Origin of the sequence: Acidovorax sp. Root70 (genome assembly GCF_001428225.1) — a bacterium.
Lineage (GTDB): Bacteria > Pseudomonadota > Gammaproteobacteria > Burkholderiales > Burkholderiaceae_C > Acidovorax.
In genome coordinates this window covers 156,368-179,892 of the sequence record NZ_LMHQ01000012.1, presented here as the reverse complement: position 1 = coordinate 179,892, position 23,525 = coordinate 156,368, and the positions used below count along the sequence as shown (strand labels likewise).

Annotated in this window: 22 protein-coding genes; 7 read left to right on the top strand and 15 right to left on the bottom strand. The window is 63.9% G+C overall.

The window, feature by feature from the left end:
• Nucleotides 1-102 precede the first annotated feature (102 nt).
• The 6 genes from ASD94_RS08420 to ASD94_RS23500 all read left to right on the top strand — a co-directional run bounded on the left by ASD94_RS08420 (nt 103) and on the right by ASD94_RS23500 (nt 6,247).
• A complete protein-coding gene (locus ASD94_RS08420; RefSeq protein WP_056641240.1) occupies nt 103-1,593 on the top strand; it encodes an ABC transporter substrate-binding protein in 1,491 nt (496 codons plus the stop codon).
• 130 nt (nt 1,594-1,723) lie between these two features.
• Complete coding sequence (locus ASD94_RS08415; protein ID WP_056641237.1) at nt 1,724-3,127, top strand: amidase; 1,404 nt, start codon at nt 1,724-1,726, stop codon at nt 3,125-3,127.
• A gap of 373 nt (nt 3,128-3,500) precedes the next feature.
• Complete coding sequence (locus ASD94_RS08410; RefSeq protein WP_015012762.1) at nt 3,501-4,109, top strand: hypothetical protein; 609 nt, start codon at nt 3,501-3,503, stop codon at nt 4,107-4,109.
• A 23-nt stretch (nt 4,110-4,132) separates the two neighbouring features.
• On the top strand, nt 4,133-5,473 hold the full coding sequence (locus ASD94_RS08405; protein ID WP_056641232.1) for a tetratricopeptide repeat protein: 1,341 nt from the start codon (nt 4,133-4,135) through the stop codon (nt 5,471-5,473).
• A gap of 73 nt (nt 5,474-5,546) precedes the next feature.
• A complete protein-coding gene (locus tag ASD94_RS23505) occupies nt 5,547-5,924 on the top strand; it encodes a hypothetical protein (RefSeq protein WP_156391373.1) in 378 nt (125 codons plus the stop codon).
• A complete protein-coding gene (locus ASD94_RS23500; protein ID WP_156391372.1) occupies nt 5,921-6,247 on the top strand; it encodes a hypothetical protein in 327 nt (108 codons plus the stop codon). The genes ASD94_RS23505 and ASD94_RS23500 overlap by 4 nt, the downstream gene beginning before the upstream one ends.
• A 64-nt stretch (nt 6,248-6,311) precedes the next feature.
• Here the strand turns inward: ASD94_RS23500 and ASD94_RS08400 are convergent, their stop codons facing one another.
• From ASD94_RS08400 to ASD94_RS08365, 8 genes are all read right to left on the bottom strand, one after another.
• Complete coding sequence (locus tag ASD94_RS08400) at nt 6,312-6,983, bottom strand: histidine phosphatase family protein (RefSeq protein WP_056641230.1); 672 nt, start codon at nt 6,981-6,983, stop codon at nt 6,312-6,314.
• A gap of 123 nt (nt 6,984-7,106) precedes the next feature.
• Nucleotides 7,107-7,337, bottom strand: coding sequence for a hypothetical protein (locus ASD94_RS08395; RefSeq protein WP_056641227.1), 231 nt, complete (start codon nt 7,335-7,337; stop codon nt 7,107-7,109).
• 84 nt (nt 7,338-7,421) lie between these two features.
• Nucleotides 7,422-8,270, bottom strand: a complete 849-nt coding sequence (locus ASD94_RS08390; RefSeq protein ID WP_056641224.1) for a DUF429 domain-containing protein — start codon at nt 8,268-8,270, stop codon at nt 7,422-7,424.
• Complete coding sequence (locus tag ASD94_RS08385) at nt 8,267-9,148, bottom strand: DMT family transporter (protein WP_056641221.1); 882 nt, start codon at nt 9,146-9,148, stop codon at nt 8,267-8,269. The genes ASD94_RS08390 and ASD94_RS08385 overlap by 4 nt, the downstream gene beginning before the upstream one ends.
• Nucleotides 9,149-9,354: 206 nt before the next feature.
• Nucleotides 9,355-9,777 (bottom strand): BLUF domain-containing protein, encoded by a 423-nt coding sequence (locus tag ASD94_RS08380; protein WP_056641218.1) that lies wholly within the window; start codon nt 9,775-9,777, stop codon nt 9,355-9,357.
• Nucleotides 9,778-9,779: 2 nt separating this feature from the next.
• Nucleotides 9,780-10,505 carry a GTP cyclohydrolase I gene (gene folE / locus ASD94_RS08375; RefSeq protein ID WP_056641776.1) on the bottom strand — a complete coding sequence of 242 codons (726 nt, stop codon included), beginning with the start codon at nt 10,503-10,505 and terminating at the stop codon, nt 9,780-9,782.
• A 117-nt stretch (nt 10,506-10,622) separates the two neighbouring features.
• A complete protein-coding gene (gene clsB, locus ASD94_RS08370) occupies nt 10,623-11,867 on the bottom strand; it encodes a cardiolipin synthase ClsB (RefSeq protein ID WP_056641215.1) in 1,245 nt (414 codons plus the stop codon).
• Between the two features lie 37 nt (nt 11,868-11,904).
• The gene (locus ASD94_RS08365) at nt 11,905-12,642 is read right to left on the bottom strand and encodes an endonuclease/exonuclease/phosphatase family protein (protein ID WP_056641212.1); all 738 of its coding nucleotides are present in this window, start codon (nt 12,640-12,642) and stop codon (nt 11,905-11,907) included.
• A 117-nt stretch (nt 12,643-12,759) separates the two neighbouring features.
• Here ASD94_RS08365 and ASD94_RS08360 point away from each other — a divergent pair, with 117 nt between their 5' ends.
• Nucleotides 12,760-14,538: a tetratricopeptide repeat protein gene (locus tag ASD94_RS08360; protein ID WP_056641209.1), complete on the top strand. Its 1,779-nt coding sequence runs from the start codon at nt 12,760-12,762 to the stop codon at nt 14,536-14,538.
• A gap of 230 nt (nt 14,539-14,768) precedes the next feature.
• Here ASD94_RS08360 and nudB read toward each other — a convergent pair whose 3' ends face one another.
• From nudB to ASD94_RS08325, 7 genes are all read right to left on the bottom strand, one after another.
• Nucleotides 14,769-15,242: a dihydroneopterin triphosphate diphosphatase gene (gene nudB / locus ASD94_RS08355; RefSeq protein WP_056641205.1), complete on the bottom strand. Its 474-nt coding sequence runs from the start codon at nt 15,240-15,242 to the stop codon at nt 14,769-14,771.
• A gap of 29 nt (nt 15,243-15,271) precedes the next feature.
• Complete coding sequence (locus tag ASD94_RS08350) at nt 15,272-16,105, bottom strand: CsgG/HfaB family protein (protein ID WP_056641774.1); 834 nt, start codon at nt 16,103-16,105, stop codon at nt 15,272-15,274.
• Between the two features lie 143 nt (nt 16,106-16,248).
• Nucleotides 16,249-18,066, bottom strand: a complete 1,818-nt coding sequence (gene aspS / locus ASD94_RS08345; protein WP_056641203.1) for an aspartate--tRNA ligase — start codon at nt 18,064-18,066, stop codon at nt 16,249-16,251.
• A 48-nt stretch (nt 18,067-18,114) separates the two neighbouring features.
• Complete coding sequence (locus tag ASD94_RS08340) at nt 18,115-18,735, bottom strand: DUF502 domain-containing protein (protein WP_056641200.1); 621 nt, start codon at nt 18,733-18,735, stop codon at nt 18,115-18,117.
• An 8-nt stretch (nt 18,736-18,743) separates the two neighbouring features.
• A complete protein-coding gene (locus ASD94_RS08335) occupies nt 18,744-19,085 on the bottom strand; it encodes an FmdB family zinc ribbon protein (RefSeq protein ID WP_056641197.1) in 342 nt (113 codons plus the stop codon).
• A gap of 141 nt (nt 19,086-19,226) precedes the next feature.
• The gene (gene ltrA / locus ASD94_RS08330) at nt 19,227-20,957 is read right to left on the bottom strand and encodes a group II intron reverse transcriptase/maturase (RefSeq protein WP_056641772.1); all 1,731 of its coding nucleotides are present in this window, start codon (nt 20,955-20,957) and stop codon (nt 19,227-19,229) included.
• 1,070 nt (nt 20,958-22,027) lie between these two features.
• Entirely contained in the window at nt 22,028-23,473 is a 1,446-nt protein-coding gene (locus ASD94_RS08325) for a sodium:solute symporter family protein (protein ID WP_056641195.1), read from the bottom strand.
• Nucleotides 23,474-23,525 lie beyond the last annotated feature (52 nt).

The window sequence follows — 23,525 nt, the reverse complement described above, 5'->3', positions numbered from 1 at the left end:
ATGCAGGTGTGATGGTGTAAAAAGCTTCTTTCCTCCCCGGTAACAAATTGCACCGGGGGTCTTTATGGTTGTTGTCTGGTTTTTTGTCTGGAGAGTCCGAACATGCTGAACCGCCGTACCGTCCTTGCCACTGGCGCCATCGCCGCTGTGCCCTTGACCACCTCGCTTGGCGCCCTGGCGCAAGGCCGCAAAGATGCGGTGACTCTGGCGATGACGCTGGAGCCCCCAGGCCTGGACCCAACCGCTGGTGCGGCCTCTGCCATCGCCGAGATCGTTCAGTACAACATCTTCGAGACGCTCACCAAGATCAACCCCGACGGCAGCGTGTCGCCCCTGCTGGCCGAAAGCTGGGAGGTCTCGCCCGACCTCAAGACCTACACCTTCAAGCTGCGCCGTGGCGTGAAGTTCCAGAACGGCGAGCCCTTCACCGCTGCGGCCGTCAAGTTCTCTTATGACCGCGCAGGCGGCGAGAAGAGCACCAACAAGGACAAGCGCACCTTTGCAGGCATCACAACCCAGGTGGTGGACGACTACACCGTGGTGCTGCTCAACAAGGAGATCGACCCCGACCTGCTGTTCGTGCTAGGCCAGGCCACCTCCATCATCGTGGAGCCCAAGAGCGCCGACACCAACGCCAACAAGCCCGTGGGCACCGGCCCCTACCAGCTACAGGCCTGGAACAAGGGCTCATCAGTGGTGCTGACCGCCTGGGCCGACTACCGCGATGCCAAGGCGCTCAAGATCAAGCGCGCCACCTTCCGCTTCATCTCCGACCCCGCTGCCCAAGTGGCTGCTTTGCTCGCCGGTGACGTGGACGCCTTCCCGCGTGTCACACCGCGCAGCGTGGCGCAGTTCAAGGCCAACCCCAAGTTCCAGGTGGTGGTCAGCGGCTCGCGTGCCAAGACCATTCTGGCCATCAACAACGGCAAGAAGCCGCTGGACGACGTGCGCGTGCGCCGCGCCATCGCCGCTGCGGTGGACCGCAAAGCCGTGATTGAGGGCGCTGGCGACGGCTACGGCGCGCCCATCGGCAGCCACTACGTGCCCGGCGCGTTTGGCTACGTGGACACCACGGGCGTGAACCCCTACGACCCCGAGAAGGCCAAGAAGCTGCTGGCCGAGGCCGGCATCAAGACGCCGCTGGAGCTGACCATGACGCTCCCCCCCACGCCCTACGCGCGCCAGGGTGGCGAGGTGATTGCAGCCCAGCTGGCCAAGGTCGGCATCGTCGCCAAGATCCAGAACGTGGAATGGGCGCAGTGGCTCAGCGGCACTTACGGCAGCAAGAACTACGACCTGACCATCATCAGCCACGTGGAGCCCTTTGACCTGGGCAACTTTGCCAAGCCTGACTACTACTGGGCCTACAACTCGCCCAAGTTCAACGACCTGTTCAACCAGATCAAGAACGCCGCCCGCCCCGCCGACCGCGCCAAGCTGCTGGGCGATGCGCAGCGCCTGCTGGCCGATGACGCAGTGCATGCGTTCCTGTACTCCAACCAGTGGATCACGGTGGCCAACAAGAACCTCAAGGGCCTGTGGAAAGACATGCCCGTGTTCGTGAACGACATCTCCACGCTGTCCTGGTCCTGACAGTCACGCGCCGCAATGCGGCGCGTGCAGGAGCCAAGACTCCTAAAACAATAGCTGCCAGCGCTTGATCCACTAGCGCTTGCAGCCTTTTTTATTGATAAACGTCGCTACGGCGACCACCCACCCCGCCATGACCGAACTGCACGACCTGCCCGCCCACGACCTGATTGCCGCCTACCGCCAGCGCAAGCTGTCACCGGTCGAGGTCACGCAGGCCGTGCTGGCCCACATCGAACGGTGGGAGCCTCACATCCAGGCCACCTACCTGCTGCGCCCTGAGGCCGCCCTGGCCCAGGCGCGTGCCTCCGAGGCCCGGTGGTTGCGCGGCGAGCCCAAAGGCGCGCTGGACGGCGTGCCCAGCACCATCAAGGAAAACATTGCCACCGAAGGCGACCCCACCCCGCTGGGCACGGCCGCCGTCGAGCTGGTACCCGCCGCAGCCGACGCCCCCCCTGCCGCCCGCATGCGCGAGGCCGGTGCCGTCATCGTCGCCAAGACCACCATGCCCGACTACGGCATGTTGTCCTCGGGCCTGTCCACGTTTCACCCGCTGTCGCGCAACCCCTGGGACGTGAGCAAAGGCCCCGGCGGCTCCAGCGCCGGTGGTGGCGCTGCGGCTGCTGCGGGCTACGGTCCGCTGCACATCGGCACCGACATCGGCGGCTCGCTGCGCCTTCCTGCCAGCTGGTGCGGCATCTTCAGCCTCAAGCCCAGCCTGGGTCGCATCCCGATTGACCCGCCTTACACCGGCCGCGCCGCCGGCCCCATGACCCGCACCGTGGCCGACGCCGCGCTGATGATGCAGGTGCTGAGCCAGCCCGACGCACGCGACAGCATGAGCCTGCCCTACCAGGACATCGCCTGGAGCCTATTCAACAAGGGCGCCGAACGCCTGCGCGGCCTGCGCATCGGCCTGCTGCTGGATGCAGGCTGCGGCCTGCCCGTGGAGCCCGAAGTGAAGGCCGCCGTGGAGCGCGCAGCGAAACTCATGGAAGCCGCTGGCGCCACCATCGTGCCCATGGCGCCCTTCATGACCCAGGCCATGCTCGACGGCATGGACCATTTCTGGCGCATGCGCTCCCACATCGACCTGCAGGCCCTGCCCGCCGCGCGGCGCGACAAGGTGCTGCCCTACATCCGCACCTGGGCCGACAGCGCGGCCGGCATGAGCGGCACCGAAGTCTTCAACGCCAGCCACCAGTTCCATCTGACCCGGGTGAACACGGTCAAGGCCTGCAGTGCATTCGACTACGTGATCTCGCCCGTGGCGCCCAACGTCGCCTTCCAGGCCGAGCTGCCCTCGCCCACCAACGACCCGCTGCGCCCTCTGGAACACATCGGCTTTACCGTGCCGTTCAACATGTCCGAGCAACCTGCGGCCTCGGTCAACTGCGGCTACACCCGTGCTGGTTTGCCCATCGGCCTGCAGATTGCAGGTGCGCGCTTTGACGACCTGGGCGTGCTGCAGGTGGCGCACGCCTTCGAGCTGATCCGCGAACCCCAGCGCGCATGGCCCCAGCCGCCTGCGGCATAACCCTGCGTCTGTCGTGCGCTGTTGTTGGTAACCTTAGAACGTGTTTACGATCTTTTCAGGGCCGCGCAAGTACCTTGCCGGGATAGGATGCCAGGCGCGGTGCGCAGTGGATAGCCCGGCTATCCACAAGCGCCGTAACGCCGCAGACCGCCCGGCAAGGCACTTGCCCGAAGGGTTGGAGTGAAATCGGGCGATTGGACGCCCCGGCTGCTTGCATGGGCACGAGCCCATGCAGCGCATCCGAGGCATCCACTCATCCCGATTGCACTCCAACGCGACCCCGAAAAGATCGTAAACACGTTCTTAGGGGCATGCTCTGACGCTGACACCACCGCTGGAGCCCCCCGCCTTACCAACCACCACCCCACACCGCATGGACATCATCATCCTGGCGATCCTCATCGCCACCGGCACCTTCATGCTCAACGCCAAAGAGCAGCGCAAGCGCATCGCGCTGCTGGGCAAACACCTGGCCAACTACCAGATCGAAAAGCTGATGGAGGCGCTGACCGACGGCTACCTGCGCGCCCTGGGCGAAAGCACCGACGAGCGCCGCAGCCAGATCTGGAGCCTGCTGAGCACCACCGAGTCGCAGCTGAGCGAGCAGTTCAGCCGCTTTGCCGCCGACTTTGCCAAGGTGGACGAAGCCCACGCCCGCGTCAGCCGGCTCTCCGTGCCGATCCCATTTGCCGACAAGCTGCTGCCCGCCATGACCTTTGACGTGCGCCGAGCCCTGGCCATCCACGCGCGCGGCATTGCCCATGTGGTGCAGAACACCAGCCACCTGTCGCCCAAGGACCGCGCTTACATGATGACGGCCGAGCTGTTTCTGATGCAGCACACCTGCCACTGGTACTGCAAGTCCAAAACCGTGGCCAGCGCCCGCATGCTGGCGCGGCACCAGACGCCGCACGAACAACTCGTGGCATCGGTGTCTGCCGAAACCCGCAACGCCTACCTGACCTTGATCAACGGCGGCTGAGCCCAGCGACCCAACAATGCCCCATGCCATCCTCCACGCACACCCGCATGACCGACAGCCTGGGCAACCCCATCACGCTGCAAGACGCCACCAGCGCGACGGCGCTGAATGACTTTGTAGAAGGCTTCATCGCCTGCGAAGCCCGCGCGGTGAACGTGCTGAACGCGGCGGCCGACACGAGCCCCATCGTTCAGGCCAGCTGCGCGGCGCTGCACATGTTTGCCGAATCGGCCGACGCCCCGCGCAACGCCCGCCCCTTCATCGACCAGGCCCTGGCCCGTGCCACAGAGGCCAGCGAGCGCGAACAACGTTTTGTGGCCGCCATCGCGGCCTGGGTGGATGGCGACCTGCCCCGCGCCGTTGCGCTGCACGAAGAGCAAGCCCGCCTGCACCCGCGCGACCTCGCCTCCCTCAAGCTCGGCCAATACCATCTGTTCAACCGGGGCGACTCGCCCGGCATGCTGCGCCTGGCACTGCAGGCCCTGCCCGCAGCGGCCGAAGTACCCTACCTGCACGGCATGCTCGCCTTTGGCTGGGAGCAATGCCACCGCCTGCAAGAGGCTGAAAGCGCCGCACGCCACGCCATCAGCCTGTGCCGCAAGGAGCCCTGGGCCCACCACGCGCTGGCCCATGTCATGCTGACCCAGGGCCGAATCCGCGAAGGCACCGACTTCATGGCCAGCGTGAGCAACACCTGGACGGGCCTGAACTCCTTCATGGTCACGCACAACTGGTGGCACCAGGCGCTGTTCCTGCTGGAACAAGACCGGCATGCCGAAGTGCTGGCGCTCTACGACCAGCAGGTGTGGGGCGTGGTCAAGGAATACACGCAAGACCAGATCAACGCCGTGTCCCTGCTCGCCCGGCTGGAGCTGGCGGGCGTGGACGTGGGCGACCGCTGGACCGACGTGGCCGACCACCTCGCACTGCGCCTGGCCGACCACGTACTGCCCTTTCTGGACCTGCAATACCTCTACGGCCTGGCCCGCGCCGGGCGCATGGAGGCCGCGCGCACGCTGCACAACAACATCGCAGCCCACGCCGCCACCCGCACCGAGTCGAATGAACGCACCGTGTGGCAGCGGGTGTGCGTGCCTGCCGCCCACGGCCTGCTGGCGCATGCGCAGGGCGACTGGGCTACTGCCGTGGAGAAGCTGGGCGTGGCCCTGCCCCGGCTGGTGGAGATTGGAGGCAGCCATGCGCAACGGGATTTGTTTCACCAGATCTGGCTGAACGCACTGCAGCGCAATAGGAAGTGGGCGGCGGCGCAGAACGTGTTGCAGCCGATAGTGAATGGGCAGCCGGAGTCGGTGAGGCTGGCGCGGCAGGTGGGGGTGGTGAATGGGGTGCTGGGGTTGCCTTAGATTTGAGTCGGCACCATTCACAATCTCAGAGTTAGTACACCTGCACTTACTTCGTTCATTTCAGGGCTCTTAAATGTTTACCTATATCGCTGTCGTCGTCGGTGTTGTCTGGTTGCTCACGATGGTGCTGGTATGGAACCGTATGGGTCTAGGCAAAGGGCGAAGATTTGGAAACAAAATCGCGAAGCATCTTGGTATGGATAAGAACTTCTTTCATACGGTTATAGATAGCGGCGTATCAGGCCCATCCTTGCAGGTCCTTGCTATGCTTGAGGGAGCCGGCTGCTCATTGGAACGCGCAAGTATTGAACTAGCACCGTCTCTCGAAAGAGGGCTTATTGCATTGGAAGCTAGGTTTGGGCGCCAGGAAATGATCGAGAGTGCCAAACCTGTTGTAGTTCGACTATTGAAAGAATGGGCAGAACTTCAAGAGCAGCGGGGACAACAATGAGTGAATCCATTGTCATCGCCCTAATTGGTGTATCCGGTGCTGTCGTCGGGTCAATCGCCACTGTTTCTGTTCAGTGGCTTTCACGTTATTTGGATGAACGGGCAGCAAAACAACGCGACAAGCCTAGAAAGGATCTTCTCCTTGAAATGCTGCGTTCGCCAAAGTACACATGGCGCAAGCTCGAAACGCTCATGCATGTAATTGGTACTGACGCAGAAACCACGAAGAGACTTCTGCTTGAGGTTGGTGCACGCGCATCTGAAAATGGCGAACTCAAATGGGGGCTAATAGAACGAAATCCGTTACCCGAAGGGCAAGAGTAAAACCTGTCCCATCGTGCCACCGCACCAACACGAAAAAGCTACGCAAATAGTTGAATTTACCCTTTCACCGCACCACCAACTTCGTCTGGTCATACACCGGCTGCTCCGGCAAATCCGCCAGGTGCCGCACATCGGCCCAGTCCAGAACCTCCACGGCCTCACCGCTCACCCGCACGCGGTTAAGCCCTGCATTGGGGATATCGCTCTGGCGCGGGCCATCCAACCCCGTGCCACGCGCAGTGCGCCAGATCATGTCCAGCACGCCGCCATGGGTGACCACCATCACGGTCTGGCCGCGGTGCTGCTGGGCGATGCGGTAGACGGCGTCCATCACGCGGGCGTGGAACTGGCGGGTGGTCTCGCCGCCGGGCATGCCGTAGTCGGCTTCAAAGCGCAGCCACTGGTTCCATGCGTCGGCGTGTTCCTGCTTGACGTCGTCCACGCGTTTGCCGTCCACCACACCAAAGTTTTGCTCGCGCAGGGCGCTGTCGGTGAGGGTGTCGATGCGGGCCTGGGGGAACAGCACCTGCAGGCTGGGCGTGGCGGTCTGCTGGGTGCGGATGAGGTCGCTGCAGACGAGGTGATGCACCACGGGGCGCTCTGCGGCCAAGCGATCGGCCAGGCGGCGCGCCTGTTCGTGGCCGGTGGCATTAAGGGGTACATCCACGTGGCCCTGAAAGCGCAGTTCGCGGTTCCAGTCGGTCTCGCCGTGGCGGATCAGGATGAGTTCGGTCATGCGTGCCATTATCGAATGTACACACAGCATTGCAAGCTATTTTGCCCGCAAGCGCTTATGCAATAAGCGCTGGTAGCTATGTTTTTTATAACAACCGCAATCCACCGTCCACCGTGCGGCCTGTCACCGCATGGGCACGACCAGTACCTTGCGGCGAGGCTGGCAGCCGGGGCCTTCGTAGGCGGCGCTGTCCTGCTCCCAGCCCGGGCCGGGCGAGGTTTGCGCGCACACGCGCTGTCCATCGACCAGGCTGCGCCAGTAGTACCAGGGCGCAGGGGCGGCTTGTACCAGCAGCGGGGCCGGCAAGACGAGCAGTGCGAACAGCGCGCACCAAAGGCGGGGGGCGAAAGGCATGGGCAAACGAAGCATCCAACGTGTCCCACCCATGCTACGCAGCCTGCGGCGGGCTGATGCCCGGAAAAGCGGCGGGATCGTTGGTCACGGCTTGTCCGCCGTGACGATCCAGCCTTCCAGCGGGTCGAGCCCTGGCGGCAAGCCATAGAGCGCATCGCCTTCGTCATGGCGCTGCTCGGCCCAGGCGGCTTGCAGCAGGCACAGCACGGCGTCCAGGCTGTCGCCGCTGGCGTCCTGCACCAGCGCATCGCGCTGGGCGTGGCTGAGCTTGAGGCGCAGGCCCAGGCGGGTCTGGCCCAGCTCCAGCGCGTTGACCAGGTCCTTGCGGGCGATGAGGCGGTCGGGCGTCTGCTTGGCGCGGTCGTCGCTTTTGTAGCTGCGGCGCTGCAGCACTTCGCGCGCGAGCAGGCCGGGGTAGGCCTCCAGCGCGACGCGGCGGGGGTCGCCTGCGTGCAGGCCGGGCAGGTGCACACCCGCATCCAGCAACAGCGGCAGGCCCGCGTGCAGCATGTAGGCCACGGGCGGGTTCACCCATTTCATGGAGGGGCTGGAGCCTGCGGGCCCGTCGGTGGCGCGGTGGGCAAACTTGCCACCCACGGGACGCGCACCGCAGAACGCCGCAAACTGCGCGCGGATCTGCTCGCGGCTCAGGCTGCGGTAGTGCTGCATGCAGGCCTGCCAACTGGTGGGCCAGCCCAGCGCCTGCACCAGCTCGCGCGGCAGGCCGAAGGGCAGGTCAAAACCACCCACCCAGTCGCCGGGCTGCGCCAGCCACTGGCCGAAAGCGGCCAGGGTGTCGAACGGTTGCAGCGCGGTGAGCACCACGCGCGCGCCCTGGCTCTGGCCCAGCGCCAGCACGATGGGTTTGCGCCGCGTGGGGCTGCTGGAGAAGTCGCAGCCCAGCAGCAGGGTTTGTGGTGTGGCGGCCATCATCCCAAGGCCAGGGCCGTGACGCCCGCCGCAATGCACAGCGCTCCACAGATGCGCGCCACGCGGTCACCCTCGCCCAGCAGGTGCCCGCCGATGAGTGCGGCAAACAGCATGGACACCTCGCGCGCAGGGGCCACGTGCGAAAGGGGCGCCTGCTGCATGGCGTACAGCACCAGCACATAGGCCACGGGGCTCACCACCGCCACGGCCAGGGCAAAACGCCACTGCGCCAGCCACAGCGTGCGGGCGGTGGGCAGGTCGCGCAGCACCACAGGCGCCAGCAGCCCCACGCGCACAAAGTTGCCCATGTAGTCCACCAGGATGGGCGACATGAGCAAAAACTTGACCGCATAGCCATCGACCACGGTGTAACTGGCAATGAAGGCCCCCGTGAGCAGGCCGTACAACATGCCTTTGTGCACGCGCGCCCGCGCGGCAGGGTCATGCGCGGCACGCAGCAGGCCCGGGCCACCCGCGATCAGGAACACGCCCCCCACCACGCCCACGATGCCCAAGGCGCCCAGCGCCGAGATCTGCTCACCCAGCAGCGTGATGGCCACCAGCGACGACAAGAGCGGCCCAGAGCCGCGCGCCAACGGGTAAACCACGGTGAGGTCTGCCACACGGTAGCCGCGCAGCAGGATGACGAAGTACGCCACATGCAGCAGCCCGCTGGCGACCACAAAGCCCCACTCCACCGCACCCCACAGCGGCACCGCGTCGCGCCCCAGGTACCAGCCCAGCGGCGCCCAGACGACCATCATGATCACCGAGGTGAAGAACGCAAACCGCGAGTCCCCCCCAGCCTTCTTGGCCACAATGTTCCAGCACGCGTGGATGAGGCCGGCGAGGATGATGAGGGCGAAGGCGGTGAAGGTCACGGGTCAGAAAGAGAGAGGGCTTGAATGCAAAAAGCCGCAGCCCCTGTGGGCTGCGGCTGCAATAACGAGGTCAGGACAATGACGAAAAGTGGGGTGATTGGCGTAGCGAGCGGCCTCAGCCTGGGTGGAGGAACGCAGCCGCACTCGCGCGCGGCGAGTACCGCAGGCCCGGGATCAGGCCGCGCAGTAGCCAAGCGCCCCGCTTTTCAGGCTCTTCCGATGATGGAGGCTGTGGCCATCAACTCTTCGAGCAGCGCAAACGACACCTTGCCCGACACCGCATACGGGTCCAGTTCGGGCTTTTCAGAGTATTTGAGCAAGATAGAGTGGTTGATCTTGGACAGGTTGACCTGGCCCATGGTCCAGCCGCCAAAACGGCGCTCGGCGATTTCTTCGTAGTGCAGCAGTTCCACGTTTTGGTGACGCGGATCTTTCTGGATGTGGCCGTACAGCTCGCTCACCGCAGAGCGGCCGCCCTCGATGGCTTGCAGGAACACACCGCCGCCGTAGCACAGCACGCCGGTGATGCCGCAGCCCGGGTTGTGCTGGCGTGACTGGGTCAGGATGGCTTCGATGGCGGCGGGCGAGGTATCGACCGCGCGACTGGCGTAAAGCAGGCGTACCAGCATGGTCAGTTCTTTCCAGGAATGAGGGACAAAAATTCACGGCGCAGCGCGCTGTCCTTGAGGAACACGCCGCGCATGACCGAGTTGATCATCCGGCTGTCGTTGTCGCGCACGCCGCGCCAGGACATGCAGAAATGGCTGGCTTCCATCACGATGGCAAGGCCGTCGGGCTGGGTCTTTTCCATGATGAGGTCGGCCAGTTGCACCACGGCTTCTTCCTGGATCTGGGGGCGGCCCATGATCCAGTCCACCAGGCGCGCGTATTTGGACAGGCCGATCACGTTGGTGTGCTCGTTGGGCATCACGCCGATCCAGATCTTGCCGATGACGGGGCAGAAGTGGTGGCTGCAGGCACTGCGCACGGTGAGCGGGCCCACGATCATCAGTTCGTTGAGATGCTCGGCGTTGGGAAACTCGGTGATGGGTGGCTGTGCCACATAGCGGCCGCGGAACACCTCGTTGAGGTACATCTTGGCCACACGGCGCGCGGTGTTGTTGGTGTTGTGGTCGCCTTCGGTGTTGATCACCATGCTGTCGAGCACGCCCTGCATCTTGATCTCGACCTCGTCGAGCAGCTTTTCCAGCTCGCCGGGCTCGATGAATTCGGCGATGTTGTCGTTGGCGTGAAAGCGCTTGCGCGCGGCGGCAAGGCGCTCTCGGATCTTGACGGAAACGGGCGTGCCTTCGTCCGGTGAGGTGGGCGTCATATCGGCGGCAGGTTGGCTGGACATGGGTGGCATCGTACCAGCGAACGCGGGTTGATCGATTGCAAGGGTTTTAGGCAGCAAGCGCTAGTGCAATATGCCTTGATAGCTATAAATTAAATAGCAATCTGGACAAAGCGCCCGTCAATACCGCTTGCCCGTCACCCACAGCGCCAGGCGCATGAGGCCAAAAGCCACGCGGTCTAGCACCCGCTGGCGCAACGGGCGGCCGGCATAGCGCGCAGGGTCCATGCGGCGGCCCGCGTGTTGCATGGCATGCACCAGGCGCTGGCGCAGGTCGATGGCAAAGGCGGCGTCTTCCACCACCACGTTGGCCTCGCGCGCCAGCAGCAGGGAGAGCGGGTCGAGGTTGGACGAGCCCACTGTGGCCCAGGGCCGGTCGCCCTGTGCATCGATCACGGCCACCTTGGCGTGCAGAAAGCTCGGGGCGTACTCATAGATCTCCACCCCCGCCTCCAACAGCGCGCCATACACGGGCCGGGCCGCGTGGTACTGCATGAAGTATTCATACCGCCCTTGCAGCAGCAGCCGCACCCGCACGCCCCGGCGTGCGGCCATCACCAGCGCGCGGCGCAGCTTGCCGCCAGGCATGAAGTAGGCGTTGGCGATGATGACCTCGTGCCGCGCCGCGCCGATGGCCTTGCGGTACGCCTTCTCGATGCGGCTGCGGTTGCGCACGTTGTCACGCAGCACCAGGGTGGCGCGTACGGGTGGCCGGGCGTCGGCTTTGTCGCCCTGCGCGGCATGCCGTGCTGCGCTGGCGGCGCGCAGGGCCTGCAGCGCCTCGGGCAGGCGGCGCTGGCGCGCGTCGCGCACGGCCTGCATGCGCCACCAGAGCTGGTCCATGGTGTCGCTGGCCGATGCCACCAGACTGCCCGTCGTCCGCACCGCAAAGTCAAAACGGGGCGCCTCCAGCGCGCCGTAGTTGGGGTCGTGATAGTCGTCCAGCACATTGATGCCGCCGCAAAACAGCACGCGCCCATCCACCACGCACAGCTTGCGGTGCAGGCGCCGCCAGCGGTGCGGCAGCAGCAGCCCCAGCGGCCCCAGCGGCGAATACACGCTGCACAACACCCCTGCGGCCTGGAGCTGCTCGGCCCAGGCCTTGGGCAACGCGCCCGTGCCCACGCCATCGACCACCAGATGGGTGCGCACGCCGCGCGCTGCCGCGCGCATCAGCGCCTGGGCCACCGAGGCACCGGCGCCGGTGAAGTCGAAGATGTAGGTCTCGAACTGGATGTCCGCCATCGCGGCATCCATGGCCTCGATGAGTGCCGGAAACAGCTCTTCGGCGCCTTGCAGCAGGCGCACCTGGTGGTCGTCGGCGGGCCCGGCGCTCAGAGCCTGCGCAGACGGCTTGCGCCTCATCCCGCCACCTCGACACCGCGCGCACCACGGCAAAGCCTCACAGCCCGAACTCCGCGATCAGGGGCAAATGGTCTGACATGCGCCACCAGATGCGGCCGCGCGGCACGTGCAGCGACAGCGGCGTGAGCCCACGCGCATACACATGGTCCAGCTGCGCCAGGGGCAGGCGCGCGGGGTAGGTGAAGGTGCGCGGCGCATCCCACTCATACAAGCCAAAGCCCGCAAGCATGCGCTTGAGCAACTGCCCCCAGTCATTGAAGTCGCCCGCCACCACCAGCGGCGTGCCGGGCGGCACCTCGCGCTCGATGAAGCTCTGCAGGCGCTCGATCTGGCGGATGCGGCTGCCGGGGATCAGGCCCAGGTGCACCACGATCACGTGCACCTTGCGGCCCTGCACGTCCACCTCGACATGCAGCAGGCCGCGCTGCTCGAAACGGTGGTCCGAGATGTCTTCGTGCTGGTGCCCGATCACGGGCCAGCGGGTCAGCAACGCGTTGCCATGTTCGCCGTGTTTGGTGACCGCGTTGGTGCGGTACACCGCCTCGTAGCCTTCGGGCGCCAGGAACTCGGCCTGCGGCAGCTCGGGCCAGCGCTGAAAATACGCCGCCTCGCGCCGGTGCAGCTTGCGCACCTCCTGCAGGCAGACGATGTCGGCATCGAGCTGCTCCACCGCCAAGCCCAGGTTGTGGATCTCCAGCCGCCGCGCGGGCCCGATGCCTTGCACCCCTTTGTGGATGTTGTAGGTGGCTACCCGCAGGATGTCGTCGTGTTGCATGGTTGAATTGTGTCGCAAGCCGCCCGGGCAAGGGGTTTGCCCGACGACCGCAGGATAGCGCTGCGCCTTACACTGGCACCTCTAACTTCTTGAGCACGCAGGGACGGCCCACACCCAATGGCTACCGAAAGCGGCCCCAATCCCGCCCCACCAACCCAGGCGCTGATCGTGGACAGCAATGCCACGTCGCGCAGCATCCTGGTGGGACAGTTGCGCGAATACGGCGTGACCCGCATCGTGCAGTGCTCGCGTGTGCAAGACGCACGCAGCCGGCTGGAACACACGGTGTTTGACTACGTGTTGTGCGACCAGTTTTTTGGCGAGTCCAACTACTCGGGCCAGACCCTGCTGGACGACCTGCGGCGCGCACAGCTGCTGCCGTTTTCCACCGTGTTCTTCATGGTCACGGCCGAGGCCTCGTACGCAGCGGTGGCCGAGGCCGCCGAGTCAGCCCTGGACGGCTACCTGCTCAAACCCTTCACGCCCAGCGCGCTGTTTGAGCGCCTGAGCCTGGCGCGCCTGCGCAAGATCCACCTCAAGCCCATCTTCGATGCCATTGAGGCCGAGGACTTCGAGCAGGCTGCCGCGCTGTGCGTGCAGCGTTTCGAGGCCCGCAAGCCCTACTGGCTGTATGCCGCGCGCATCGGCTCGGAGCTGCTGCTGCGCCTGGGGCGGCACGACGAGGCACGCACCCTGTTCGAGGCCGTGATCGCCGCGCGCGCCCTGCCCTGGGCGAAGCTGGGCGTGGCGCGTGCACAGATCGAATCGGGCCAGGCCGCGCGCGCCATCACCACCTTGCAGGAGCTGATTGGCGAGGACGCCTCGTTTGCCGACGCCTACGACGTGCTGGGCCGCGCGCAGGTGGAAATGGGCAACTTTGCGCAGGCGATCGAGACCTACCGCACGGCCAGCACCCTCACGCCCGACTCGGTGGTGCGGCTGCAGAAGCTGGGGATGATGTCGTACTACATGGGCGACCGCGCCACCGCCACCAAGGTGCTGGCGCGCGCCACGATGCTGGGCATTGACTCCAAGCTGTTCGACTACCAGTCGCTGGTGCTGCTGACGTTTGCCTATTACGCCGAGAACGACCGCAAGGGCATCGAGCGGTGCATGGCAGACTTTGCCCGCATCCTGGAGCGCCACCCGAGCAGTGCACGCATTCGGCGCTTTGCCGAGGTGGCGCGCGCGCTGCAGCTCATCCAGCAGCGGCAGTTCTCGCAGGCGGTCGAATCGGTGCGTGGCATGGCCCGCGAGATCGCCTCCAGCACCTTCGACTTCGAGGCCGCCTGCAACCTGGGCAGCCTCTTGGCCGTCTTGGCCGTCACGTCCATCGAGTTGCCCGAGGGCGACAGCTGGGTGCTTGCCCTGGGCATGCGCTACGCTAACACGCGCGGCCTGACTGAGCTGCTGGCCAACGCCTGCAACCTGCATGCGCCCTACAGTGACCTGGTGCGCGACTGCCTGCAACGCGTCAACAAGACGGCCGAGGTGGCCATGGCGCAAAGCCTGGGGGGCGACCCCGGCGGTGCCGTGCAGAACCTGCTGGCCGAGGCCGAACGCACTCTCAACTCCAAGCTGCTCGATATGGCCCAGCAAGTGCTGCTGCGCCATGGCGCGCGCATGGCCACACCCGAGCCGTTGCAGGAGGCCATCGACGCCTTGCGTACCCGCATCGGCAACACCCCGGCACGGGCCATCCTGGGGCAAGACAGCGAGCGGCATCCGGGTGGCGTGGCGCTGCGGGTACGGGGCGGTGCCGACAACAGCGCACCCGCGCGCCTCCCGCCGCCGCAGGACAGCCAGGCCGATGACCCAGCGCCCGCAGACGATGACGAGGTCGGCGACGACGACCCTGCTGCCGCCCTGCGCATGCGGCCGCCCCATACGCCGTGATGGGCGGGCGCTCCGCCCTCCGTTCGCTCAGAAAGTGTGAATGAACCCGGCGTGACCGAGGGGGTCGCACCTCCGTGCCCCGTCAAGACGCAAAGCGCAGCCATAGCGAGGGACATGGCGGGCATTTGCAACGCCGAGGGGGTTCGTCGGCGCGAGACAAGCGGGCTTGGAGGGCGGACACACCTTCTCCACCCTTCTCGGCCCTTTGAGCCCGCCCACACCGGGCCACCTCACGTACGGCACACAAACCGGGGAAGCAGCAGACACGCTTCGGCATTGGACGCAGAGAAGCACCGGTCGGCCGCCTGCTGCCAGGGCAGCCATTCATAGGCATCGTGCTCGCGCGGGCTCAGCACCACGGGCGTCCCCGGGGGCACGCACAGGCCAAACACGCGCTCGCGGTTGCGCACCACACCGGGTGCATAACGGTGCAGCCACTGAGGCCAGATGTCGTACACGTTCTCCAGCGCCCAGTCGGCCAGCCAGCAACCCAGTGCCTGGGTGTCGATGCCGGTTTCTTCGGCGACCTCGCGCCGCGCTGTTTCTGCAAAAGGTTCGTCCAGCGCATCTTTGCTGCCGGTGACCGATTGCCAATGCCCCTCACCCCCGGTGCGGCGGATCAGCAGCACCTCCAGAGCCGGGGTGTGGATGACCACCAGCACCGACTCCGGGAGCTTGTACGGTCGCTGGGGCGCGGGTGTCATGGCTGGGCGGCGCTTGCGCTCACTGGCCTTCAACCGCCCTTGGGGCGCTGGACTGCCGGGGTAGTGGGCACGGGCGGGGGCAGCTCCTTGGCCTGCAGCGCGCGTGCCTGCACAACCAGCTGGTTGTGTGCATCCAGAAACGCCGCGGCAATGACTTTGCCCTCATTGGTATTGCTCCAGCCCGCACCCGCAGCGCCGCCCAGCTTGCCAAACACCAGGCCACCCAGGCCCAGGTCGGTGGTGCGCGCAGAGCCCGTGGCCGCTGCCACCTGTTCGGTGGTTTCGTTGTCGGACAGCAGCAAGGCCGTCTGCGCTTCCTTGAACTTGACCTGCTCCACCAGCCCGGCCAGGCCTGCAATGTCGCGCAGCACCGGGATCATGGCGATCACCCCGGCCAGGCCCCGGCCCGCATCCTGCTCGCTGAACGTGAGGCTGGGCGTGAGCGTGTATTGCGCCTCATAACCCTTGCCCTTGGCCACGGTGGAGTTGTTCTTGCGCAGGACGCCCGCGTCCTTCAGCTCCTGCTCCTGAATGGTCCCCTTCAGGCCAGCCGCCCGGTCTACCACCCGGAAGCACCCACTTTGCTGTGCCAGCAGCTTGACCAACGGCACCGGCGACGCCGGCAGCTGGTAGCCCGAGCCCATGATGTAGCCATTGGGGTTCTCGGCCAGCGCCAGGGTGGCTACCGGCGCATCACAACGCACCAGCTCGCGGGCCGCGTTCTGCGCGCCCTGCGGCCCGGCCGAACCCGTGACCACAGAGCCCCCCTGGCCCAGTTCAGTCTTCTTCTCGCCACAGCCGGCCAGTGCCAGGCAGGCGGCCGTCACCAGCAGCAACACGGGGGAAGTTGTCAACAAACGCATGGGGAAAGCCTCTTTGGGCCCGCGCCCGGCCATCAATGCCTGGCGGGTGGAGCATGAAAAAAGCGGCCCGGGCACAAGGCCCGAGCCGCTTGGTGTGCGATGCATGGCTGCATGCGCGAGGGACGTGGGTGATGCGCCCGGAATCACGCCGCAGTCTTGACCGCGTCGGGGTTGCGCAGGCGGATGTGCAGCTCGCGCAGTTGCTTTTCATCGACCACGGATGGCGCTTGCGTCAACAGACACTGGGCGCGCTGGGTCTTGGGGAAGGCGATCACGTCGCGGATCGATTCGGCACCGGTCATCAGCGTCACGATGCGGTCCAGGCCAAAGGCCAGGCCGCCGTGCGGGGGCGCGCCGTACTGCAGCGCGTCCAGCAGGAAGCCGAACTTCAGCTGGGCTTCTTCGGGCGTGATGTTGAGGGCGTCGAACACCTTCTGCTGCACGTCGGCGCGGTGGATACGGACGGAGCCGCCACCCATTTCCCAGCCGTTGAGCACCATGTCGTAGCCCTTGGAGATGCACTTCTCGGGCGCGGTGACCATCCAGTCTTCGTGGCCGTCCTTGGGGCTGGTGAAGGGGTGGTGCACCGAGTTCCAGCGCTGGTTTTCCTCGTCGTACTCGAACATCGGGAAGTCCACCACCCACAGCGGGGCCCAGCGGTTCTCGAACAGGCCGTTCTTCTTGCCAAACTCGCTGTGGCCGATCTTGATGCGCAGCGCGCCGATCGCGTCGTTGACGATCTTTTCCTTGTCGGCGCCAAAGAAGATCAGGTCGCCGTCTTGTGCGCCAGTGCGCTCCAGCACGGCTTGCAGGGCGGCGTCGTGGATGTTCTTCACGATGGGCGACTGCAGGCCGTCACGGCCCTTGGCCAGTTCGTTGACGCGGATATAGGCCAGGCCCTTGGCGCCGTAGATCTTGACGAATTCGGTGTAGGCGTCAATCTCGCCGCGGCTGATGCCACCGCCTTCGACCGAGCCACCAGGCACGCGCAAGGCCACCACGCGGCCGTTCTTCATGTTGGCGGCGCCGGAGAACACCTTGAAGTCCACGTCCTTCATCACGTCGGTCAGCTCGGTGAATTCGAGCTTCACGCGCAGGTCGGGCTTGTCGGAGCCATACAGGCGCGCAGCGTCCTGGTAGGTCATGACGGGGAACTCGCCCAGGTCCACGCCCAGCGTGTTCTGGAACACCGTTTTGATCATGCCCTGGAACATGTCGCGGATGTCCTGCTCTTCCATGAACGATGTTTCGATATCGATCTGGGTGAACTCAGGCTGGCGGTCGGCGCGCAGGTCTTCGTCGCGGAAGCACTTGGTGATCTGGTAGTAACGGTCGAAGCCCGCCACCATCAGCAGCTGCTTGAACAGCTGGGGCGACTGGGGCAGCGCGAAGAAATGGCCATCGTGCACACGGCTGGGCACGAGGTAGTCGCGCGCGCCTTCGGGCGTGCTCTTGGTGAGCATGGGGGTTTCGATGTCGATGAAGCCGTTGGCATCGAGGAACTTGCGCACTTCCATGGCCACCTTGTAGCGCAGCATCAGGTTGTTCTGCATGTAGGGGCGGCGCAGGTCCAGCACGCGGTGCGTGAGGCGCGTGGTTTCGGACAGGTTTTCCTCGTCGATCTGGAACGGGGGCGTGACCGAGGGGTTGAGCACGTTCAGCTCGTGGCACAGCACTTCGATCTGGCCGGTCTTGAGCTTGTCGTTGGTGGTGCCAACGGGGCGGGCACGCACCACACCCTTGACCTGCACGCAGAACTCGTTGCGCACGTCTTCGGCGACCTTGAACATCTCGGCGCGGTCGGGGTCGCACACCACCTGCACGTAGCCTTCGCGGTCACGCAGGTCGATGAAGATCACGCCACCATGGTCACGGCGGCGGTTCACCCAGCCCGACAGGGTAACGGTTTGGCCCATCAGGGCTTCGGTCACAAGACCGCAATAGTGGGAACGCATGGCCATGACAAAACTTCCGGCGCCGGGGGGCGCGTTGACGTTGAAAGAGATTGCTTACTTGGGTGGGGGCAGCGTGGGGTCCGCAGGAGCCACAACGCCCATCGAGACGATGTACTTGAGGGCACTGTCCACGCTCATGTCGAGCTCGACACAGTCGCTCTTGCGCACCATCACAAAATACCCACCGGTAGGGTTGGGGGTGGTGGGCACGTACACGCTGACGAACTCGTCGCGCAGGTACGCAGCCACTTCACCATTGGGGGCACCCGTGACGAACGCCACGGTCCATACCCCTTCGCGGGGCCACTGCACGAGCACGGCCTTGCGAAAGGCATTGCCGCTTTCGGAAAACAGCGTGTCCGACACCTGCTTGACGCTGGAGTAGATCGAGCGCACCACCGGGATGCGGTGCACCAGTGCATCACCCCACTGCACGAGCTTGCGGCCCGCGAAGTTGCTGGCAATGGCGCCCACCACCAGCAAGATGGCCAGTGTCAGCACCACGCCAAAGCCCGGGACATGCACCCCGAGCAGCTTGTCGGGTTGCCACGCGCCAGGCAGGATCTGCAGGGTCTGGTCGAGCGTGCTCACAATCCAGTTGAGCACCCAGGCGGTGATGACACCGGGCACGATGACCAGGAGGCCTGTCAACAGCCATTTGCGCAAGGCAGCCATGCAGATCCTCAGCTCGAAGACGAAGAAGTGCCGCTGGCGCCGGTGGCGCTAGTGCTGCTTGTGCTGGCCGCTTCTTTTTTAGGAGCATCACCGCCACTGGCCGGTGCTGCCGACTCGGTCTTGGACTCCGACTTGGCCTCGGTGGCCGGGGCCGAGTTACCCCCGTTGCCTCCGCGGAAATCGGTCACATACCAGCCCGAGCCCTTGAGCTGGAAACCTGCGGCCGTGACCTGCTTGGAGAAGGCCTCGGCGCCGCAAGCGGGGCACACCGTCAGCGGTGCGTCGGAGATTTTTTGCAGCACATCCTTGGCATGGCCACAGGAGCCGCATTTGTAGGCGTAAATAGGCATGTCAGTGTGTTGAGGGAAAGTGGGAGGGTAGGGACAGCCCATTACTGGACCATCCCCCCCTAAGAACCGTGCGTGCGACTTTCACCGCACACGGCTCAAGCACAACTTAGTCCAGCAATAAGCAAAACACGCGATTTTACTCTACGCGCCTTTCTTATCCTGAACCCTAAGCCTTGTTGAGGCCGGCTTCGCGACCGGCAACCCAAGGGCATGCAACCTCTGATGGCACACCGGGTGCAGGAGCACCCGGTTAGACATAGCGTCCGACCCGCCATTCACCTTGTAAACAATGTGATGATCGTGCCAACCGCCTTCATGATCGAGCGGTTCTGTGCAGAGTGCACAGCGCCCGTCCTGGGAGATATACAGCATTGACGCTTCGTAACGATGGCGCAGGCTCTTTGCCGTGCGTTTCGTCCGCAACATCTCTCCATACTCCTCCCAGACAGGATCAAAGGGGTTGTAGTCTCCTTTGATCTTTTCATGCCTTTCAATCACTGTGTCGCTTAATCGCGCCAACCGTTTCATGATCGGTTCGTCTTCTGTACCTACTTTGGCTGCGAACTCTGTCCTTTCACCAATGACCTTCCAGTAACGTTGGGTGCACCAGCTTGGGGATTTCTTCGGATGTCGCCTCCTCGCCCAGCGGACAAGCCGCCAGTAGATGAGGTAGTCCATCCGACTGAACGTCTCTTTCGCGACCACCGGTTGGTGATACCTAGCCCATCCCCGAAGGATTGGGTTAAGTTGCGCGATGAGATCCTCCTGTTTTGTCGATAGATGCGTCCTTACGATTTCCGATACCTTGCGATAGAACGCTTTCACGTTTTTCTTGCTCGGCTTGATTAGCAGCTTTCCACGGTATTTGCGGAAATTCCATCCAAGGAAATCGAAGCCTCGGTCAATGTGCGTGACGCAGGTCTTTTCCAGCGATAGCCGCAGTCCTCGTTTTGCAAGGAATGCTTCTACCCATGGTCGGACTTCAATCTCTAACAGCTCTCGTGAGCTCCCAGTGATGACGAAGTCGTCCGCGTAGCGGACCACATTTACTTTGGCTCTACGGGCTTTCACAACACCCAGCCGCGCGTTTAAGTGCGCGGCGAGTCCCGTTTCCAACCCATTCAGAACGCAATTCGCCAGGGTTGGCGAAATGACACCACCTTGCGGTGTTCCCTCATCTGTCGGCGAGATGCGACCCTGATGGACCACTCCGGCTTTCAACCATTTCCGTAGCACTTCCCTGTTCATGAGAACACGGTCGAGCATCCAGTCATGGTTGATATGGTCGAAGAACCCCTGAATGTCGGCTTCCAGTACCCATTCGGCCGAGGCCTTCTGGGACAAGGAAACGAACAACTGGCTCATGGCATCGTGCGTTGAGCGCCCAGTCCGAAAGCCGTAGCTGTTCGGGTCGCTGGTGCTCTCTGACACTGGTTCCAATGCCAGTAGGAACAACGCCTGCATGGCCCTGTCAAACATGGTCGGAATGCCAAGCGGCCTTTCCTTCCCGTTTGCTTTGGGAATGTAGACCCGCCGCAAGGGCTGCGGTTTGTACCCTCGAAGATTCTTCAACCGACCGATCGCCGCCCATTTGGAGGCAGGCGAATCCCAAAGTTCGCGATCGACGCCACTCGTTCGTTTGCCTTGGTTTTCGGTCACTCGTCTCACGGCCAGCGCTCTGGCCGAGAACGAGTGAGTTAGAGACCTTTGCAGCGCTTTCACGCGGCGCCAGTCTTTTTCTTGCGTAGCCTTCGCTAGACGGGTCTGCGTCGTCCGCACGTTCCGCGCCACTAGACCCCAATCGATGGAGTGCCAGTCTTGCGGTTCGCGTGAGGACGCAGACTCGTCGCGCGAAGCGACGTGTTTTCTCATGCTTTCCTCCAGGTTGAACCCCTGGAGACGCACACCTCCCCCGAAGGGGAATTGCATCCCTTCGGGGTCAGTTTGAACTTAGTCAGTCGTGTAACGACGATTGCACCACGCGGAAGTCAGCACGCTTTCGCGTCAGGGCACGGGCCCCTATGCCACCCATTACAGGTAACCATTCGCTTTCTCCGCTATCCCATACCCCCTCATCCAACAGGTCGTCTCGCGACTTCCCTGCCCTTGCGCAGAGCGCTTGGGCGGACAGTGGGGCTTACCACGTTCCCTGCCTTGCCGACGAATGACAACTTGCGTTGTTTACGTCTATCCGTTTAGGGCTCATCTCTCCAGGGGCTGCATGTGTGACGACGAACACCTAGTTTTGACAGGTGATGCCAGCAGCGGACCGTTTGGTTACGGCCTATCAGCAGATTTGGCCGCTCAATTGTTACCCTGGTTCAAACGATGATTCACTTATGTTGCCCATGCGGAACTAGCCTAGCGTCCTATATCACCTCTGCTGGCGATGGTCCTGACGCCCCCCTCGCAGGGGACCCCAGCCGTGTTACGGGGACGCATTGTCGAGCGGGCTTCACACGGAGACGTTACCGTCCCCGCATGCCACTCTAGGCTACTCATGGTCGTACAAGAGGTCACAGCACTTCGGACGAAGGTGTGACAAGGCAAAACAGAGCAGAGCACTCTGAGAGTCAGAGATGCGCAGCGCAATTTACAAGGTGACCAATCCGTGGACGGATTTGGTCATCCCATTGGCGAGTTCCGCTTGTGGCGGACTCGTCGGCAAGTTGCGCGAGCGCCACAGACGGCATCACTGCCGCGATGAAAGCAGGTTTAACCCTGCATTGCAGTCGGTTTTACCCGCTGCAATTATCAAAACCGCAACTAGGTTGCGGTCTGTAGAGGACCGTTTTACCGGCTCTCAATCTCTAAATAAAAGCACCGTAAGTGCTTGATTTAATTGCTAATTATTTAGTGAGGCTAGCTACCTCTCTCAGAGCAACACGTTACGTGTCGCACCAAAACCCTCAATTATAGGCGGCATGCCCATAACCACTGGTCTATTCCACACCGACCATCTTGTGGTGAGTGGCGTGGCTGTTGCGGATGGCCTGTGGCCCGAGAGAGCCGATCAGCATGCCCGCCAGCGCAGCGAGCAAACCTGCCAACTGCGCCGGGAAGGTTGCCCCTGCCGGTGTGGCCAGGAACAACAGCCAGGTCACGAGGCCCAGCACGATGGCAAAGATCGCGCCCTGCGTGGTGGCGCGCTTCCAGTACAGGCCGAACACCAGCGGAACAAACGCACCCACCAGCGGCACCTGGTAGGCGCCCGACACCAGCTCATAGATCGACGTGCCCTGCATGTAGATGGCATAAGCCAGCACACAGGCGCTGAACACCAGCGTGGTGATGCGCATCGTGCGCAGGTGCTGCTTGTCCGAGCTGTGCGGGCGGAACTGGCGCCAGATGTTCTCGGTGAAAGTGACGCTCGGCGCCAGCAGGGTGGCCGAGGCCGTGGATTTGAGCGCCGACAGCAGGGCCCCGAAGAACAGCACCTGCATCACGAAAGGCATCTTCTCCAGCACCAGCGTGGGCAGCACCTTTTGCGGGTCGTCCTTGAGCAGCGCAGCCGTTTCGGTCGGCATGATGATGAGTGCGCTGGCCACCAGGAACATGGGGACAAAGGCGAACAGGATGTAGCAGATGCCGCCGATCACAGGGCCTCGCGTGGCCGCCTGAATGTTGTTGGCCGACATCACGCGCTGAAAGACGTCCTGTTGGGGGATGGAGCCGAACATCATGGTCACGCCCGCCGCGATGAAGAACATCACGTCATGGAACTTCGGTTCAGGCAGGAACCGGAACAGCTCACGGCTGGACGCGAACTCGATCACCTTGTCGGCCCCGCCGGCCATGTTGCCCGCAAACACGGCAATGATGGCCAGGCCCACCACCAGGATGATCATCTGGATGAAGTCGGTGACCGCCACCGACCACATGCCGCCGAACAGCGTGTAGGCCAGGATGGAGACCACGCCAATCGTCATGCCCACCGGAATGCTGATGGCGCCGCCAGACAACAGGTTGAACACCAGCCCCAGCGCCGTGACCTGGGCCGAAACCCAGCCCAGATAGCTCAGCATGATGATCAGCGAGCAGACGACTTCCACCGCACGGCCGTAGCGCTCGCGGTAGTAGTCGCTGATGGTGAGCAGCGTCATGCGGTACAGCTTGCCAGCAAAGAAAAGGCCGACCAGGATCAGGCAGAAGCCCGCGCCGAAGGGGTCTTCCACCACATTGCCCAGGCCACCCTCGATGAACTTGGCGGGAATGCCCAGCACGGTCTCTGACCCGAACCACGTGGCGAACGTGGTGGTGATGATCATGTACAGCGGCAGGTGGCGCCCGGCGATGGCGAAGTCCGCAGCGTTCTTGACGCGCCGGGCTGCCAACAGGCCGATGCCGATCGTGATCAGCAGGTAAACGATAACCAGGGTCAGCAGCACAGCGCGCTCCTCTCTCTTTTTGTCTCGGTCGGTCGATGGTGAAGAAATCCGA